The 17,976-nt window shown below is 35.6% G+C and carries 6 protein-coding genes; 5 read left to right on the top strand and 1 reads right to left on the bottom strand.

The genetic code is table 11. The features are described 5' to 3' along the window. Entirely contained in the window at positions 1 to 3,051 is a 3,051-nt protein-coding gene (locus tag LL966_RS05370; protein WP_229350989.1) for an efflux RND transporter permease subunit, read from the top strand. A 676-nt stretch (positions 3,052 to 3,727) separates the two neighbouring features. On the opposite strand, the gene LL966_RS05365 is transcribed toward LL966_RS05370, so the two are convergent. Then, entirely contained in the window at positions 3,728 to 4,375 is a 648-nt protein-coding gene (locus LL966_RS05365; RefSeq protein ID WP_229350987.1) for a hypothetical protein, read from the bottom strand. A 183-nt stretch (positions 4,376 to 4,558) separates the two neighbouring features. Here LL966_RS05365 and LL966_RS05360 point away from each other — a divergent pair, with 183 nt between their 5' ends. From LL966_RS05360 to LL966_RS05345, 4 genes are all read left to right on the top strand, one after another. Continuing rightward, complete coding sequence (locus tag LL966_RS05360; protein WP_229350985.1) at positions 4,559 to 5,260, top strand: outer membrane beta-barrel protein; 702 nt, start codon at positions 4,559 to 4,561, stop codon at positions 5,258 to 5,260. A 10-nt stretch (positions 5,261 to 5,270) separates the two neighbouring features. Further along, positions 5,271 to 6,002, top strand: a complete 732-nt coding sequence (locus tag LL966_RS05355) for an outer membrane beta-barrel protein (protein WP_125720551.1) — start codon at positions 5,271 to 5,273, stop codon at positions 6,000 to 6,002. 30 nt (positions 6,003 to 6,032) lie between these two features. Further along, the gene (locus tag LL966_RS05350) at positions 6,033 to 8,000 is read left to right on the top strand and encodes a T9SS type A sorting domain-containing protein (protein WP_229350983.1); all 1,968 of its coding nucleotides are present in this window, start codon (positions 6,033 to 6,035) and stop codon (positions 7,998 to 8,000) included. A gap of 79 nt (positions 8,001 to 8,079) precedes the next feature. Continuing rightward, complete coding sequence (locus LL966_RS05345) at positions 8,080 to 17,976, top strand: SpvB/TcaC N-terminal domain-containing protein (RefSeq protein WP_229350981.1); 9,897 nt, start codon at positions 8,080 to 8,082, stop codon at positions 17,974 to 17,976.

Below are 17,976 nucleotides of genomic sequence, written 5' to 3'. Positions count from 1 at the left end.
ATGAAAATAACAAACTTTGCTGTTAAAAATTATCAGTTTACGCTGATTATATTTCTGCTGGTTGCTGTGGTAGGGTATCTTACGTTGTTTACCATGCCCAGGGCGGAAGATCCTTCAACGCATCCACCGCAATATTTAATTACGGTAATTTATCCCGGCACAAGTCCGAAGGATATGGAAGAGCAGGTTGTAAAACCAATCGAGAATAAAATTTACGGACTCGAAAACATCGAAAAAATATTAACCACAGTAGAAGATGGTGTTGCTGCTTTTCAGGTAAAATTTAAATACGGAGTTGATGTTGATAATAAATATCGGGAGATTTCTACGGAAATGAATGCGCTTAAAAGCAGCGAACTTCCAAAAGACATTTATCAGATAAAAACCGAAAAAATTGCTTCTTCTGATGTGAAAATCCTTCAGATAGCGTTGATTTCAGAAAATGCATCAGACAAAAAACTTCGCGATGAAGCGGATAAACTTAAATCTAAAATTGAGAAAATTACCAATCTGAAAGATGTAAAATATGCTGGAATTCCCGAGCAGGAAATTCGTATTGATTTACAGCTTGAAAAGTTGGCCCAATTAAAAATTCCGTTAAATGTAGTCATGGCAAGCCTGCAGAGCGAAGCGGCCGATATTCCAGGAGGAAGCATTGATTTAGGCAGTAAAGTATTTAATGTAAAAACTAGCGGTAAATTTAAAAATGCGGACGATGTATCCAATACAGTAATTTACAATGCTAACGGTAAAATAATCTATATGAAAGATGTAGCCGAAGTAGGCTACAAGTCGCAGGTTGTCGATCATATTACCCGCATCAACGGACACAGATGTGTACTGGTTACAGCTGGTATGAAAGACAATGTAAACATTACAGATGTGCAGAAAGAATTCCTACCAATTGTAGATGAATTTTCTAAAGAATTACCGTCAAACATCAAATTAGTAAAAAACTTCGATCAGGCGAATATGGTATCGCAGCGTTTGGGGCATTTAGGTTTTGATTTTACACTGGCAATTGTTTTGGTAATTGTTACTCTGCTTCCATTAGGTTTAAGAGCTTCGGGAATTGTGATGATTTCCATTCCGTTATCCCTCGCATTAGGATTAATTGCAATGAATGCTTTTGGCTTTTCTTTAAATCAGTTAAGTATTGTTGGTCTTGTGGTAGCTTTAGGATTGTTGGTGGATGACAGTATTGTGGTAGTCGAAAACATAGAGCGATGGCTGCGAGAAGGACATTCTAAAATGGATGCAGTCCTTAAAGGTACCAAACAAATCGGAATTGCAGTAGTAGGATGTACCGCAACACTTGTAATTGCTTTTTTACCGCTTGCTTTCCTGCCGGATGTTTCGGGAGAATTTATCAGAAGTCTTCCAATGGCAGTTATTACCAGTGTACTGGCATCGATGATTGTCGCTTTGACTTTGGTGCCGTTTTTAGGAAGCCGATTTTTAAAAACGCACGATCATGCGGGAGGAAATATTTTTCTTCAGTATCTGCAAAAATTCCTGACCAGAGCGTATCGCGATATTATGCCCAAAGCATTAAAATATCCTAGAACAACTATTGCTATTTCTATAGTTTTAAGCATCACTGCTTTTGGATTGTTTAAAGTAACGGGTTTTAAATTATTTCCAACTTCAGAAAAACCGATGTTTCTGATCAATATAAAAATGCCCCTTCAGGCCAATATTTCAGAAAGTGACCGTGTGACCAAAATTGTAGAAGCAGAGCTTAAAAATCATAAGGAAATTGTGTATTACACTTCGAACGTTGGTAAAGGAAATCCGCAGATATATTACAATGTGCATCCCCAGGACAGAAAACCCGATTTTGCCCAGATTTTTGTCCAGCTCGAAGATGAAGCAAAACCATCAGAAAAAACAGCTTTGATTGAACAACTTCGAAATAAATTCAAAACAATGCCTTATGCAAAGGTAGAGGTAAAAGATTTTGAACAGGGAACACCATTAGAAGCTAATATTGTCGTAAGATTATTTGGTGAAGATCAGGAAGTGTTACGTAAGCTTTCTTCACAGGTAGAGACTATTCTTAGAAATCAGGAAGGAACCGTGTATATCAACAATGAGCTGAATACTTATAAAACAGATGTTAAAGTCAAAATCAATAAAGAAAAAGCCAGAACATTGGGCGTATTGACCAGCGATGTAGATAAGGTAATCCGTCTTTCGGTAGCAGGATTAACAGTTGGCGATTATATAGATGACAGGGGAGATGCCAGAAATGTTACGCTGACATTGCCCCGAGATAAATTTTCGAACCTCGATGCTTTGAAAAACCTGTACGTAAATAACCTTCAGGGAACCCCGATTGCACTGAACCAGATTGCTGAAATTTCGTTTGAAACTTCTCCAACTGCAATTAATCATTTTAATAAATCACGCTTTTCAAAAGTAACCGCTTTATCGGCAAAAGGGTATTATGCCAATGATTTATTGACGCACATTGTTCCAAAACTGGATCAATTGAAAATGCCAAAAGGATATTATTACAAATTATCGGGTGAGAAAGAATCGGAAGGCGATGCGCTGGGTGGTAACTTTTTGGCAGTAATTATTTTGAGTACCTTTCTGTTTGTTGCAGTTTTACTGCTGCAGTTTAAAACTTTTAAAGGAATTATTATTGTATTATCTATCATACCGCTAGGGATTTTAGGTGGTGTGTTATTGTTGCTTCTCAATGGAAGTCCGATGTCTTTGGTTGCTATAATCGGTTTTATAGGTCTTTCGGGAATTCAGGTAAAGAATTCTTTGCTGCTAGTAGATTTTACCAATCAGTTAAGGCAGGAAGGACATTCGATCGATGAAGCTATTTCAATTGCAGGAGAAACACGTTTTCTGCCTGTAGTGCTGACTTCAATTACTGCAATTTGCGGTTTGATTCCGATTGCATTAAACTCAAATCCCTTGATCGCACCATTGGCAATTGTGTTAATTGGCGGTTTAATCAGTTCTACAATATTATCACGGATTGTAACGCCCGTGATGTATAAATTTATCCCTCCTAGTATTGAAAAGATGTAAGAAGAGAGAAAAGATTTTTTTGAAATTAAGATAATTTTTAAAGCCGGCAGTGTGTTTTAGACTGCTGGCTTTTTTTCTTGAAAAAGATTGATAAGGGAAGACAGGAAATTATCAAATTTTGAAAATGTAAAACTTAATTTCAGCTCTGTTCTTGGTGTTCGAATCCTGTTAAGTTATCGAACGCTAAAATTTAAATTTATCTTGTTTTTCATATAAATACTGTTTTTCTGAAGTTTGTTTCTTTATGAAGAAAATAAAGCAAAAACAAGTCAAACTCATTTATTGATAAGGGTTAAATAAAAGAATGGCGCCAATTGAAGACAATTGGCGCCATTTGGATTTGTGACGGGGACAGGACAAATTGCAACATCATTTTTGGATGATTTGAAGAAATTGGCTTTCTATATGTAGTGTCTGTCTTCCACTGGTTATGTAAATTTGGTTTAGATGTCCTGTTGGGATTGATGCAAAAAATTATAAAAACTCAATTGGTTTATACCAGTAAACTAACATACAATTCTACAAATATTATGGAGGATTTGTAAAGATTGTTTTAAGTTGTGGCGGGATTGTCTTTCTTTGGCCTTATGAAATAATTAATTGTTGTTCCATTGGAGCTAAAAATTGGTTTATTTCTGTTTCTTACCTGCTGGATTTCCGCTCATTATGGATAGGATCATGGGCAGGTATTGTGTTCAAAAATCGTTTTGAGCTGATCGATTGCCTGCGTTTGGCTGAAATCTGTTTTTTGTATGGCGTCCATTATCTGCGGGCAGTCTCCAAAAGCTTCAGCGGCCATTTTACGGATTAATGAATCGGTGCCTACAGCCAGATTACTGCCGCTGGATTCTGAATAACCAAAAACGAGTTCTTCACTGTCTTTCTTTCCAAAAAAATAAGCAGTATTTCCATAAGTAATCACTCTGCTGGTTCCTCCTGCATTGGGCCTGTTTCTGCCTGTTTCTGTAATATAACCGATTCTTGCATTTTTATCATAGATCATGTAAAACCACTTTTTTTTACTTGATCTCGAAAACTTTCCACTTAAAATGTTTGCTGTTACAGCATATAAATTTTCAGCTATATAGGTGGTACCATCAGCATCTTCAAACTCAATTCTTTTGATTTCTCTGCTTGCTATTTTTTCTATTTTACTTCCATGATCAGTTTTGAAATTAACTTTTGAATCAGTGCTTTGTACTTTTTCTGCCAAGCCTTTTTTGATAACCCCATTTTCCATAAATAAAGTTGCTCTAAGGTATTTTGCCTGTAGTGTACTACTAAACAACATCAAAATAAACAGAAAAAGAATAGGATGTTTCATGATCTTTTTAATTTATGAAAGAAATATGTAGAGTGATTTTTCTATGAATCAAGCAAATATAGAAGTAATCTTCAAATTATTTACTACATGAAATCAGGTATATTGTCGGATTTATCGCCTGTTTTGTCGGCTTTTTGTTGGTCAAAACTATATTTAATATTTATATTCGTAAAAATTTTTTTAATGAAAGTAATATTCTACTTAATAATATTAAGTTGTTTTTTTAACATAAGCCTTTATAGTCAAAATGAAACCAATATTACCTACGGATTAAAAGTGGGTGGTATTTATTCCTCCTTTAGTAATCTGCCTGAAACGATAAAAGGCCGTGATAACACTTTTGACAACAGTACTCTGGAAAGCAAAGGCAAATATGGTCTTGAAACGGGATTTTTTCTTAACTGTAAACTGTATGATACTCGTGTTGCTATACAACCTGAAATCTTATTTAGACAGTCTGGAGAAACCGTGAAATATCGAGATGTTGTTGGGAAAGAATTTGAACTCGGACTTAATTATGCTTATTTAGAAATAGGTGCTTTATACAAAGTTTATCCTTACGAAGGTTTAAATCTAGGATTTGGAGCTTTCTACGGAATCAATTTATCTCCTAATGATATTAGTTATTCTTCTAATGAAGCGGACGGAATGTATGATGTAGCAACAAGACAGTTCTACAAAGATGGTCTTGATGGTGCTGGTGATTTTGCGCTTTGTTTTGCGTTGGGTTATGAGCTTCATAAAAGTATTCACTTCGATTTTCGCTATTATCTGGGTGTAAAAGATATGGTTAAAAGTAATGCATCTTCTTTTCAGTTTATAGAGAACCAAAACAAAAGCAGTGTTTTTTGTTTTTCTGTAGGCTATAGTTTTCATAAATGGTAATTAAAAAATAATGAAAAAAATTATTCTTCTGTTTTTATTGATAAGCACAAAATCTGTTTTCGCGCAAAGCGAGAGAGAAATTACATACGGCCTTTTTGCGGGAGGTATTTATTCGAAAATGTCCAATCTTCCAGACGTTATTGTACCAAAAGGTATTTACGACGGTTACACTTTAAAAGAGGAAGGAAAATTTGGAGGAGCTGGCGGTTTTTTCATTAACTGGAAATATCCTTATGCAAAATTGGCAATTCAAACTGAGGTTTCTTATTCTGGTCAGTCAACAGATTTGAATTATGAAGACATCAAAGGACTGAAATATAAAATGACTTTTGCTTTCAACTATATTAATGTGGGGGCACAGCTTAAGTTTTATCCTTACAAGGGATTTTACATTGGAGCGGGTCCATATGTCGGATTTAATATCTCGGGTGATAATATCAAATATTCATCAAATGCACAGGAAATATTTGCTGAATCAGGAGTTCCTTTTGAAACAGATGCAAATGTTCAAAAAGTACTGAGAGAATCTTTGAGCGGCAAAAATTACTTCTACGGAATGCTTGCAGCAGGATACGAATTTAGCTCTAACTTTTCTATTGGAGCACGATATGCCATTGGACTTTCGGATGCTTTAATGACGGAAGAAAATGGACATCGCTACAGCGAAAACAAAAACAAAGTCAATAGTATTTCATTGATTATAGGTTACTCTTTTGACTTTGATGATTTAGGGAATTTTTAGAAAAACAGCATCGTAACAATCAGTTTTACTATGAATAAAAAGATTTTTTTACTGGTAATTTTAATCACAGTATTTACTGTAAGTCTGACATTCTCGCAACAAAAAGTACTGCCTGGAGCCGTTTCAGAACCTTTTTTTTGGTTAAAATCTAAAAGTGCAGGCGAAAGTTATTACTGGGAGAGTCTTGTAGACAATAAAGAAGCAAAAGTATCTCTTCAAAAACAAGATGGAGCTGTTTTTAATTTTAATCCAAGTATTGTTTTTGATACTGCCCATGATTCATTAATTATTCCGTTAGGCGTTAACAGCAAAAGACGTCATACGCTTTTTATGGTGTATAAAGTAAAAGACAGTTTAAAGGAACAGTTTTTATGGACCATAAATGATGCTCAAAAAATAATAGCTACGGCAACAAATAAAAGATTGGTCGATTTAAAGAAATATTCTTACCAGTCCTATCAGGAAAAAATCAAACCCCATAAAGCCAATATTCATTTCTTTCAACAGCATGTTACTGATAGTGTTGCAAAGTTGTCATCACTTATTATTGGCCAGAAATCAAAATCAGAAAAACTACCGCCAGAAGATTTTAAAGGAAGCATAAGCGAAATTTTGGTTTACAGCCGTGTTTTAAATGGTTTAGAAACTCAAAAAGCAGCAAGTTATTTGGCTGTAAAATACGGGATTTCACTTTCCCAGTTTGATAATAAAAACTATTTAAACAGTAAAGGAGAAACTATTTGGGATGTCGATAAACATAAAGGATTTACATCTTCTATAACCGCAGTTGGTCGTGATGATGCCAGCGGATTGCTACAAGTAAAGAGCAGTAATATGGCAGAAGAAGGGCTTTTGACAATCGAAATGAAAAGTAAAACAAATACGATTCCTAATAATTACTTTACTTTTTGGAGTGATAATGGCAAAAATCTTCTAGTTAAAAAACAAGAACAAGGAGAGCCGATTGGTGTTTCGAGAGAATGGCAATTGGATTTTACAAATCCATCAGATTTGAGTTTGGACTGGTCTTTTAACCCATCTTTTATAAAAGGAACGCTGCCTAAAGATACTTATTACTGGTTATTGGTTGATTATTCGGGAAAAGGAACTTATGATGAGAATGATTCAGAATATATACGTTTGGCTAGTACTGCCAGTACAGAGAAATTAGTTTTAAATGATTTTGATTGGAACAAACATAAATCTGGAACAGCAAAATTTACTTTAAAAGTAGCACCAGAAATGTTCAGTAGAGTCTGGATTACAGAAGCCATTTGTGGTGTAACAGGTTCAGGTGAATTAAATTATACTATTGAAGGGGGTGAAGCACCTTTTACCGTTACTGTTAAAAAAGAAGGAAGTGAAGCCGTTGTAAAACAATGGAATCAGGCTGCAAAAAGTCAGAGTGGAGTACAGCTTTCTTCGGGAACTTATGATTATATCGTAAAAGATAAAAGAGGCAATCTGTATGCTGAAACTGTATTTGTTGCCGATAAAGAAGGAACTTTTCCTAACCTGAAATCGGAGTATTTATTGACAGATGGTAATGCGGTGCTTTTGGATGCAAGTAAGGATCTTCCAACGGGAAATTATCAATATGAATGGTTTTACGAAGGTAATTTTGTTGATGATAATCCAAAAATTCTAATAGATCAAGCCGGCGATTACGAGCTGAGATTGATAAATGATCTAGAATGTAAAACGTCTAAGAAAATTAGTGTGCTAACAGACGGTCAGGAAATTACAGATCGCAGTGTTTTGATCTTATATCCAAATCCTACACCCGACGGTAAATTTGCTCTTGCAATGCAGTTTCCTAAAAAGACAAATGCCACAATCAGTATTTATTCTTTGACAGGATCACTTTTAAAAGAAAAAAAATACAGCCAGATCGAAACTTATCTGCATGAAGATACTATTACAGCACCTTCTGGAATGTATCTGGTACAGGTAAAATCAGATTTTGGCACTAAAGCCTTTAAAGTTATTGTGAAATAATTCTACAGTCGAAGAAAAGTTCTTCCTGCAGAACGAAATATAATATAAATCGATTATTAGTAATCGATTAACCAGCTCTATGAAAAAGAAAATTATATTCCTGCTATTTTTAATAGGTACATTTTTGTTTGCTTCCAATTTAGGTGATTATAAAATTCCTTCTTTTATTACGGATAAGTTTTCAGAAAAAGAATCTGCGATTTCAGAATCAAAATCAGATGCAGCTATTGAGGTAAAGAATGAAAGTGAAGGTACAAAATTATTTTCTGCTGATATTGAACAAGGAATTATAGGAATCAACAGCCTTGATGAAGTTGATGATGCTTATGATAATGTTTTTCATCTTAAAATTGATGAATTACCGCAAGCTGATGAAAATGCCTATCTGGAATATGATTTGTTTGGTTACGATGAGACAGCATCGATCTCAAGAAGTCTAAACAATCAACCAAGTATTGGAGGACAATTTGTATCGCAAAATAAAGCCTGGACCAAACAAGCCGAATTATTATCTGAGAATTCTCTTCGAACTGGTGATAACGTTTTATTGTTTACAGCGCCAGAAGGAGTTTCAAATGGATATAAAATTAAAAACGTACGAATAGTATATAAAAATGTTCCAGAAGAAAATAATTTTAAACTTCTGAAAGCAGCAAATAAATTGTACATAAAAGGGACAAATTTTCCATCCAAAATAAAGAAACTTACCATTGCAGGAATTTCTATAGATGTAAATCAGCCAGAATTTGAATTGGTTTTAGATGCAGAAAATACTACTCAATTTATTCCTGTGCTAAAAGAGACTGTGACAGGTCTAATTTTAAAAGAAAAAATAGAATTAAATCAGTTTTTAAAAGTAGAAAGTTTTAGACCAATTGAAAATGCCAAAGAACGTGTTTTTAAGAATATTAATTTTGAGACAGCCAATAATTTAGAGTACAAAAACTTTTCTGCAGTACTTCCAGTTGGTGCCTTAAAAAACAATCTTACCATTTCGGTAAGTGGTTTAAGAAAAATAGATATTGCACCTTTAAACGCTTCAATGGTGAATGTTACTAATGGGAATGCAGGATTTAGATTACTGCCTCATGGAACCATTTTTGAAAAAGCAGTTACACTTTCACTTCCTTACAGCAAAAAGGCAATTCCAGAAGGATATACAGAAAAGGATATAAATGTATTTTATTTTGATGAAAACAAACGTCTTTGGCAGGAAGTCAGCAAAGATTCGTTAGACATTAAACAGGGATTAATTACAGCAAAAACAACACATTTTACCGATTTTATTGCAGGAATTGTAAAAATGCCGGAATCTCCAGAAACTTCTGGTTATACACCAACAAGCATAAAAGATTTAAAAGCAGCTAGTCCGCTGGTTGGAATTCAATCTATAGAACCGCCAACTCCAAACGTACGCGGAACTGCAAGTACTTCTTTTCCTATTGTCGTTCCAAATGGAAGAGGAGGAATGCAGCCTTCTTTAAAATTACAGTATGATAGTGATGGCGGCCATAGTTGGGCTGGAATGGGCTGGGATGTCTCTGTTCCTTCAGTAAGTATTGAAACGCGCTGGGGAGCACCACGATACGATGCAGCAAACGAAACAGAAAGTTATACTATTAGCGGAGAAGCTTTAATACCAAATTCACACAGGGTAGAATGGATTGGAAGAACACCAGATAAACAGTTCTTTCCAAGACGCGAAGGTGCTTTCCAGCAGATCATTCGTAAAGGAGCATCACCAAAAGATTATTATTGGGTAGTAAAAGATAAAAGCGGAAATGCTAGTTATTATGGAGGTACAATGTCTGGACTTTCAGTAAATGGTGTGCTTCAAGACGCGAGCGGAAACATTGGGTATTGGGCACTTTGTCTTCAAGTTGATTTGAACGGAAATACAGTAGAATACGAGTATGACAAAAGAGATGGAGGTATTTATCTTAAAAAAATATATTATACAGGTTTCGGTTCTCAAAAAGGAAATTACAATGTTACGTTTGTAAAAAATGGTGATTTAGGCGAACCGAATCGTCAGGATGTACAGCTTTCAGCAAGATTAGGTTTTAAGCAGTTAAACAATCAATTATTACGAAAAATTGAAGTGCGTTACAAAAACGACATGATTCGCAGTTATGAACTGCAATACAAAGAAGGAGCTTTTAAAAAGACTTTGTTAGAATCGGTTTCAGAATATGATACAGAGGCCAAGTTGTTTTACACCAATAAATTAGACTACTTTGATGATGTTCGTGATGCTTCAGGAAAATACAATCCGTTTGGACCTGAAGAAAGTTGGAGCGTACCAAGTGACAATTTAAAAAACAACTCTATTCCGTCTTTTACTAATGCTTTGTTTTCGGGAAAACATTCTCTGGTAAGCAGTACAGAAGGATCTACAACAGGAGTAAGTTATAGGCTGGGTCTGGGGTTTGCTACTAATGCCGGAAGTTTAAAAGGATTTACTATTGGCGGTCATGGAGGAAATAACTGGGGAAATTCTGAAACTATTGCCACTTTAGAGGATATAGACGGAGATGGATTGCCTGATAAAGTATTCAAAAATAATAATGGTGTTTATTATCGAAAAAATTTGGCCGGAACTGGAAAGCTGGCTTTTGGAGATCTTCAAGAACTTAATATCAGTGATGTAGGATTTTCAAAATCTAGTTCGTTTAACTGGGGTGTCGATTTAAATATGACTTATGGAAATATTGGTTTTGATCAACAGCGTTCCAGTAATAAAACCAAAGCCTATTTCATGGATTTTAATGGAGATGGTCTTGTTGATTTTGTTCGTAATGGGCAGGTATATTACAACCGATTAGAAAATGGAATCCCGACTTTCAAGAATAGCAGTGCGGGTACGCCGTCACCAGTTTTTGGAGGTGGAAATATTACTATTCCAGGTTATACAACTATTTCTTTGGAAGAGATAGAAAAACAAAATCCGCTTCACGATGTTGTGCGTATGTGGGAAGCTCCTGTAAAAGGGATAATTTCGGTATCACATCAATATCAATTAGTTCCTGAATCTACTCCAGAACGAATTAAAAGACGTGAGGAATATGTAAATAATGCTGGTGAAGACAAAGCCGATGGGGTTCATTTGTATTTTCAAAGAGGAAATACAGTAATTTGGAACGAAGCAATTGCGGCTACAGATTACGGTACTAAGAGCAAACAAAATACGGCCATTGCTGTAGAAAAAGGAGAACGATTGTATTTTAGAGTTAGCTCTGTTAAAGATGGGAATTTTGACACTGTAAACTGGGATCCAACCATTACTTATTCGCAGATTAAACACTTTGACAGGGGAACTAATGGAAATACAACCGAAAGTGATTTTACCATTCCAGCTTCTTTACAAGATGTAAACGCATATTCCTTGGCCACTTATCAAGCAAGTACCGATTTTTTTAGCAGCTCTAATGAAGGCGGAGTCGTGCCGGTAGCAGGAAATGTCGTTTTGAAAGGTATTTTAAATAAACCTGTTACCTCAGATCACATCAAACTGGTTATCAAAAAAACATATTTAGATTTGTCTCAGATTCCAGTTATTCTTTATGAAAAAACTTTCTTAGCCAATGAGGTCAGTTCATTCGATTTGTCATCAATTACGTTGCCTGCATTTGAAGCTGAGACTATGGTATCATTGTCCTTACAGACAGAAACCAATATCAATTGGCAGACAATTTCTTTTACGCCGACTGTTACTGTTCCTGCTTATCCGGGAGAATTGGTAAAAGAAGTTCCCTTAGGAGTTTCTCATTTGTTTTACAAAAAACGAGAAGGAAATTATAATATGACTGGTGTAACTTCTACTTCGCTAGGAAAAGTAAAACTAAGTATTCTGGCTCAGGATTTGACACTCGCAACTCCTGCTCAATATCCAGGTAATATTAATGATTTTGATGGAGATGTTATTATTTCTGCTAAACAAAATAATACATTATTAGCACGTAATCGTTATCAAATTAGAGGAGGTATTTTGAGTTTGGTAAATAATACATTTGATAATTCCGTTACGTATCCGGATGCTGTTTTGGGAGTTCCAATTCAATTAGAAATGACAGTTTCTAATGCACGATCTATAACGATTATTAAAAATTATCCAAAAGCTGATGCCTTAAATATTCAAGTTCAAGTTACAGATACAGTCAATGCTTCGGTATGGAACCAAGCTATAGATGATTTCAGTATTTATAGTCTTTTGAATGACGATGAAAGAAGTTTAGGATTGTATTATCGTCAATGGTGTGGATTTGCTATTAATGGAAATTTAGCATCAAATACTATTGATCAGACACTTCTAAAAAAATCAGATGCCTACAGCACAACACCCGATTTAGGCAATACAGATCCTGAAAGTTATGAAGGAACTGACTATGAAGTTGCAAAAAGTTATTTTGTATCATTAAATCCGTCTTACACTAAAGCAAAATGGGAAGGTTTAGAGGAAGGAATATATATACAAGGACAAATAATAGGTACATCAAGATTGGGAGAAGATGATATTTCGGAGTATACTGACTTTACACTTCCTAATCTGCCTGGCGGCAGTACTTCTGCGCTGGATATGATAAGCGAAAGTAAAAGTAAAAGTCTTTCTGCAGGAGCATCTGTTGGACCTGCCAATGTTGGTTATAGTAAGTCGATTGATGGCGACTCTTACGTAACACAAACAATGAGCGATTTTAATGGAGATAAATTTCCAGATTATATTCGTGGAGAAAATGTACAGCTTACAGCTCCAGTTGGGAAAATTTCCAACGAAGTAGTCAATATGGGAGATAACTTCAGCCATTCTAAAACAAGTACTGAGGGACCAAATTTTGGAGGAAGCTACAGTCACGGAGCTCCATCAAATTCAATTAGTATGACCATTGGTAAATCTAACGTAAAAAGGGATGCTGCTAAAGAAACCGCATCAAAAGAGGCAGAAAAGGGAGGTAATAGTATTGCAGTAAGTGCTTCTCAAGGAAAAGGAGAAGATCATGCGGCAATGATTCATAGTGATATTAATGGGGATGGACTTCCAGATAAAATTTCAGATTCTGGTGATGTTTATTTGAACACTGGATACGGATTTTTACCAGCAGAAAAATGGAACCACAACAGTTTGAATGGAGGAAAATCAACAGATTGGAGCGCTGGTTTAGGTTTTAGTATCAAACAAGGATCTATTTCTGGTGGAGCCAATTATGCAAGATCACAATCTGATAGTGAAGAATCTCTTATGGATATTAATGGTGACGGACTTGCTGATAAAATTAAATATGAAGGAAGTAACATGCAGGTTTCCTTAAACTTAGGTAATTCTTTTGCAGCACCAGTTGTCTATCCGAAATATTCAGAAATGAATCAGAATAAAGGAGTAAGCTACGGAATGAATGCTAATTTCTCAATAGACATTGTTATTTGGCTGTTGCGTATTACACCAACTCTTGGAGGAAGCCAAGGATGGAGCACAAACCGTTCTGAAGGAACTTTTATGGATATTGATGGTGATGGAAATTTAGATTATGTGGTTTCAAAAGAAGATGGACATTTGACAGCGCAATTATCAAATATCAGAAGGACTAATAAATTAAAAGGCGTTACCAATGGCGCAGGAAATAGCTATACGGTAGATTACGAACTAATAAAACCAAGTTACGAAAATCCATCAGCTAAATGGGTTTTACAAATGGTTACAGTTTTTGATGGACATGTTGGAGATGGTATTGATAATTCGATAGCTAAATTTAGATATGAAAATGCTTATCATGATCGTCGCGAAAGAGAGTTTTATGGTTTTGAAAAGGTAATCGAAGAAGAAATAGATGCGTCTGATAATTCATTATTTTCGACAACGGTTCAAGAATATCACAATCACGATTATTTTAGAAAAAATCTTTTAAAGCGCAGCTATACTTTAGATAAGGATGGCAAAATACGCCAAGAGTCTGAAAATGAATACAGCTTAGTAGATGTTGCTACACAAGCCAGTATTTCGGAATCTGAATTAAATTTACCATCATGTGACGATAAAAGAGTTTTTGCTGGATTAATTCATACCAACGAAAAAGTTTACGAAGCAGGAGGTGAATATCTAGAAACGAATATTTTCAATACTTATGATGCAAACGGAAACATCATTCAGTACGAAGATTTAGGAAATGGTTCAGCTGATGATAAAGTTACAGCCAAAATAGCATATTATGAAAGCACTAATCCATATTATGGAGGTATAGCAAAACAGTTAGAAGTTTACACAAGTGAAGGATTAAGACGTAAAAGAACCGCGGCGGTAAATCCTGCAACAGCAGAAGTAACTCAGATAAGCAATTACAGTGCAGCAGATAAAATTGCTGTTACTGACATTGCATACGACACTTACGGAAATATCGAAAAAATTACTGGTCCTGTCAATCATAAAGGACAGCGTATGACTTTGGAATATGTATTTGATTCAGAAAATCACCAATACATGACCGAAATAAAAGACGCCTTTGGTTATCAGAACAAAGTAGAATTCGATTACCGTTTTGGAGTGCCTCTTAAAACAACAGATCGTAACGATCAAAGTACTATTTATACTTTGGATACAAAAGGTCGTGTGTCAACAATAAAAGGCCCTTATGAAATTGCTTCAGGCAGACCATACACGATTGCTTATGAATATTTTCCAGAAGCAGAAGTTCCGTATGCCAAAACTAGAAATTATGATCCAGAACTTGACAAAGACATCGAAACCTACACATATACAGATGGATTAGGAAGACCTTTGCAGGTAAAGAAAACAGCAAGTTTATTTACACAGTCCGGAAGTCCAGATCAGGAAGCTCATGTTGTTTCGGGGCGTATAATTTATGATGGATTAGAAAGACCAATAGCCACCTACTATCCAACGACGACGACTACGATGGATAATAATTTTAGTACAGCAATGTCTAATGTTGAGCCAACTAAAACCGATTATGATGAGGTTGGACGTCCAATAAAAGTAACATTGCCAGATGGAAGCACCAATACAACATCTTATACCATTATCAATCATGATGGACTGTCAGTACTAAATACAACACAGACAGATGCTTTAAACAGAACAAGTTCAACTTATACAGATGCTGCAGGGCAAAATGTAGCCGTTGTACAAAATGATTTGGTAACAAAGATTGAAACTAATGCTCTGGGAGAAACGGTAAAAGTAACGGATGCCATTGATCATATTACCAAAATGAGTTACGACTGGGTAGGAAAACGTATTGAATATACACATCCAGATGCTGGAACAACAACTATGGAATATGATTTGGCAGGAAATTTAACTAAACGCATAACACAAGATTTAAAAAATACCGTTCCAAATGGTGGTGCTGTAGAATATGTCTATAATTATAATCGTTTAGAATTTATAAAATACCCTAAGAATCCACAGAATAATGTACAATATAATTATGGAAAAGCTAATGGAACTCCATCTCGACGAGGAAGAGTGTGGTTTGTACAAGATGCAACTGGAGGACAAGAATTTTTCTTTGGTAAATTAGGAGAGATAGAAAAAGAAATTCGCACACTTCGTATTACGCCTACAGATGTACAGACTTATATTTCACAATTTGAATACGATACATGGAATCGTATCCAGAAAATGACCTATCCTGATGGAGAAGTAGTAGAATACACTTATAACCGCGCTGGAAATCTGCAAAGTATGAAAGGTAAAAAAGAAAGCCATACTTACGATTATATCAAGCAATTAAGTTATGATGAATTCGAACAGCGTAAATACCTGAAATATGGTAACGACACCGAAACGAATTATACTTATGATGCCGTAATGAGAAGATTACAGCAGTTACAAGTAAGAAGCGGAGAAAGACAGGTCTTAAACAATGCTTATGGTTATGATAATGTTGGAAATGTATTAAGCATTAAAAATACAGCTCCAATAATAAACAACAGCTTAGGAGGAACCTCTTCTCAAGAATACCAATATGATGATTATTATAGATTAAAATCAGCAAAAGGTTCTTATCAAGGAGAGTTTACCAAAGCCAGTTATGAACTCAATATGAGTTACAATAAAATGCATAATATTACCAAAAAAGATTTGATGCATACCGTTAATAATGAGCAAAAAGGATATGTTCTAGATTACGCTTACGATAACGAATTACATCCGCATGCGCCGAGTAAAATTGCTGAAACAGCTAAAGAAGATCCTCGCGAATATCTATATGATGGAAACGGGAACCCAACAAGTTATACAGAAACTCAAAGTTTCAGAAAAATGACTTGGGACGAGGAAAATCGACTAATGGGAATTAATGATAATGGAAGAATTTATCAATTTTCTTATGATAGTAATGGAGAACGTGTAATTAAAAGTTCAGCCGATTCTCAAAATGTTGTAATAAACGGAGAAAACGCCGCTACAATTATACATACAGATGATTATACAGGATATGTAAGTCCGTATTTTGTAATAAGAAAAGGTAAATTTACCAAACATTATTTTGAAGGAAGTGGACGAATTGTGAGCAAATTGGGTAACGGAACTTTTGCCCAGCCGTTAGGTTTAACAGCAGGAGGAGTAAATTACACCAATCTTAGTGCAGAACAGCAAAAGGCGTTAGATGCTTATGTGAAAAGTTTAGGTTTACCACCAGGACCTCCAACACAGCAAGGAATCTATGCTACGCCAGAATTTACAGGGAATCCGTATCCAAGTGAAGTACTTAAACCTGTAGAAGAAAATCAAGAACCTCCAGAAGGATGGCCTAGAAACCCAATTTTTAATGCTCCGGGAGATGTTCCAGGTCCGCCAGTACAATTTGGCCCACCAATAGAACCAACTACCGTACAAGCAGGAGAAGGTTTTACAGGAACTGGAATGCCAGAAAATGATATTTTTTATTTTCATGCTGATCATTTGGGAAGTACTTCCTATATTACAGCCAAAAATGGTTCTATTTCACAGCACGTAGAATACATTGCTTTTGGTGAGATTTTGTTTGAAGAACATGCAACTTCATTTTCGTCTCCTTATTTGTTTAACGGCAAGGAATTAGATAGAGAAACAAACTTAACCTATTATGGAGCAAGGTATCTCGATATGAAAGCTAGTTTGTGGTTAAGTGTCGATCCTTTAATGTTTAAAGAAGACTTTTTTGATGAGCCAGAATCGAGTAACGGAGGAGGGTTTAATTCATTCAACTTAACATCTTATGCATTTTCATACAATAACCCTGTAAAATATGTAGATCCAGATGGAGAATGTCCTAATTGTGCCACTGCTGCCGCAGGAGCATTGATTGGCGGTATTATAGGAGGTGCCATAGAAGCAGGAACCCAATTATACAAAAACGGTAAAGTAGATAATTGGAAAGCTGTGGGTGGTGCCGCGGTACAAGGTGCTGTTGTAGGAGGAGCCGCAGGATTTACTGGAGGAGCCAGTTTATTGGTAACTGCAGGTGTTTCTGGTGGAGCTAATGCCGTTGGAGGTGCTGCGAGCAGAGCAATTCAGGGACAAAAAACAACCGTTAGAGATGTTGTAGTTGATGGAACCGTAGGAGCTGTTTTAGGAGCTGGAGGTAAATTGGTAGGGAATGCCGTTAAAAATTCGACGAATAATTTATCACGAAGCGCTAAAGGAAAATTAGGAGAAGCCATTACAGAAATCAAATACAGAGGTCGAGGTTATGTCAGTCAAGGCAAGGCTCAGGTTATGACTGGCGGAAGAACTCCAACAGGAAGACAAGCCAAAGCATTGTTTGACCATGATATGAAAAACATATTTACAGGACGCCGTTTGACGGTGGAAAGTAAATTTAATACATCTGGATTAACCAGAAATCAAAGAACAGCAATTAATAGAGGTGCTAATGTTATAATAGACAGAACAACAAGCCAAGGTCTGGGCAATGCAGCAAAAACAGCTACAGTTGGTACAGGTGGAGGTATAGCAGCTCAAAGAAATACAAGAGATTAA

The organism is Flavobacterium chungbukense, from assembly GCF_020805785.1.
GTDB classification, from domain to species: Bacteria; Bacteroidota; Bacteroidia; order Flavobacteriales; family Flavobacteriaceae; genus Flavobacterium; species Flavobacterium chungbukense.
Note: the sequence above shows the minus strand (reverse complement) of the source record. Positions and strands in the feature narration are given on the sequence as shown.

What these genes read in the sequence shown, in the direction of transcription:
- LL966_RS05370 (WP_229350989.1), top strand. Translation starts at nt 1, where the DNA reads ATGAAAATAACAAACTTTGCTGTTAAAAATTATCAGTTTACGCTGATT.
- LL966_RS05365 (WP_229350987.1), bottom strand. Translation starts at nt 4,375, where the DNA reads ATGAAACATCCTATTCTTTTTCTGTTTATTTTGATGTTGTTTAGTAGT.
- LL966_RS05360 (WP_229350985.1), top strand. Translation starts at nt 4,559, where the DNA reads ATGAAAGTAATATTCTACTTAATAATATTAAGTTGTTTTTTTAACATA.
- LL966_RS05355 (WP_125720551.1), top strand. Translation starts at nt 5,271, where the DNA reads ATGAAAAAAATTATTCTTCTGTTTTTATTGATAAGCACAAAATCTGTT.
- LL966_RS05350 (WP_229350983.1), top strand. Translation starts at nt 6,033, where the DNA reads ATGAATAAAAAGATTTTTTTACTGGTAATTTTAATCACAGTATTTACT.
- LL966_RS05345 (WP_229350981.1), top strand. Translation starts at nt 8,080, where the DNA reads ATGAAAAAGAAAATTATATTCCTGCTATTTTTAATAGGTACATTTTTG.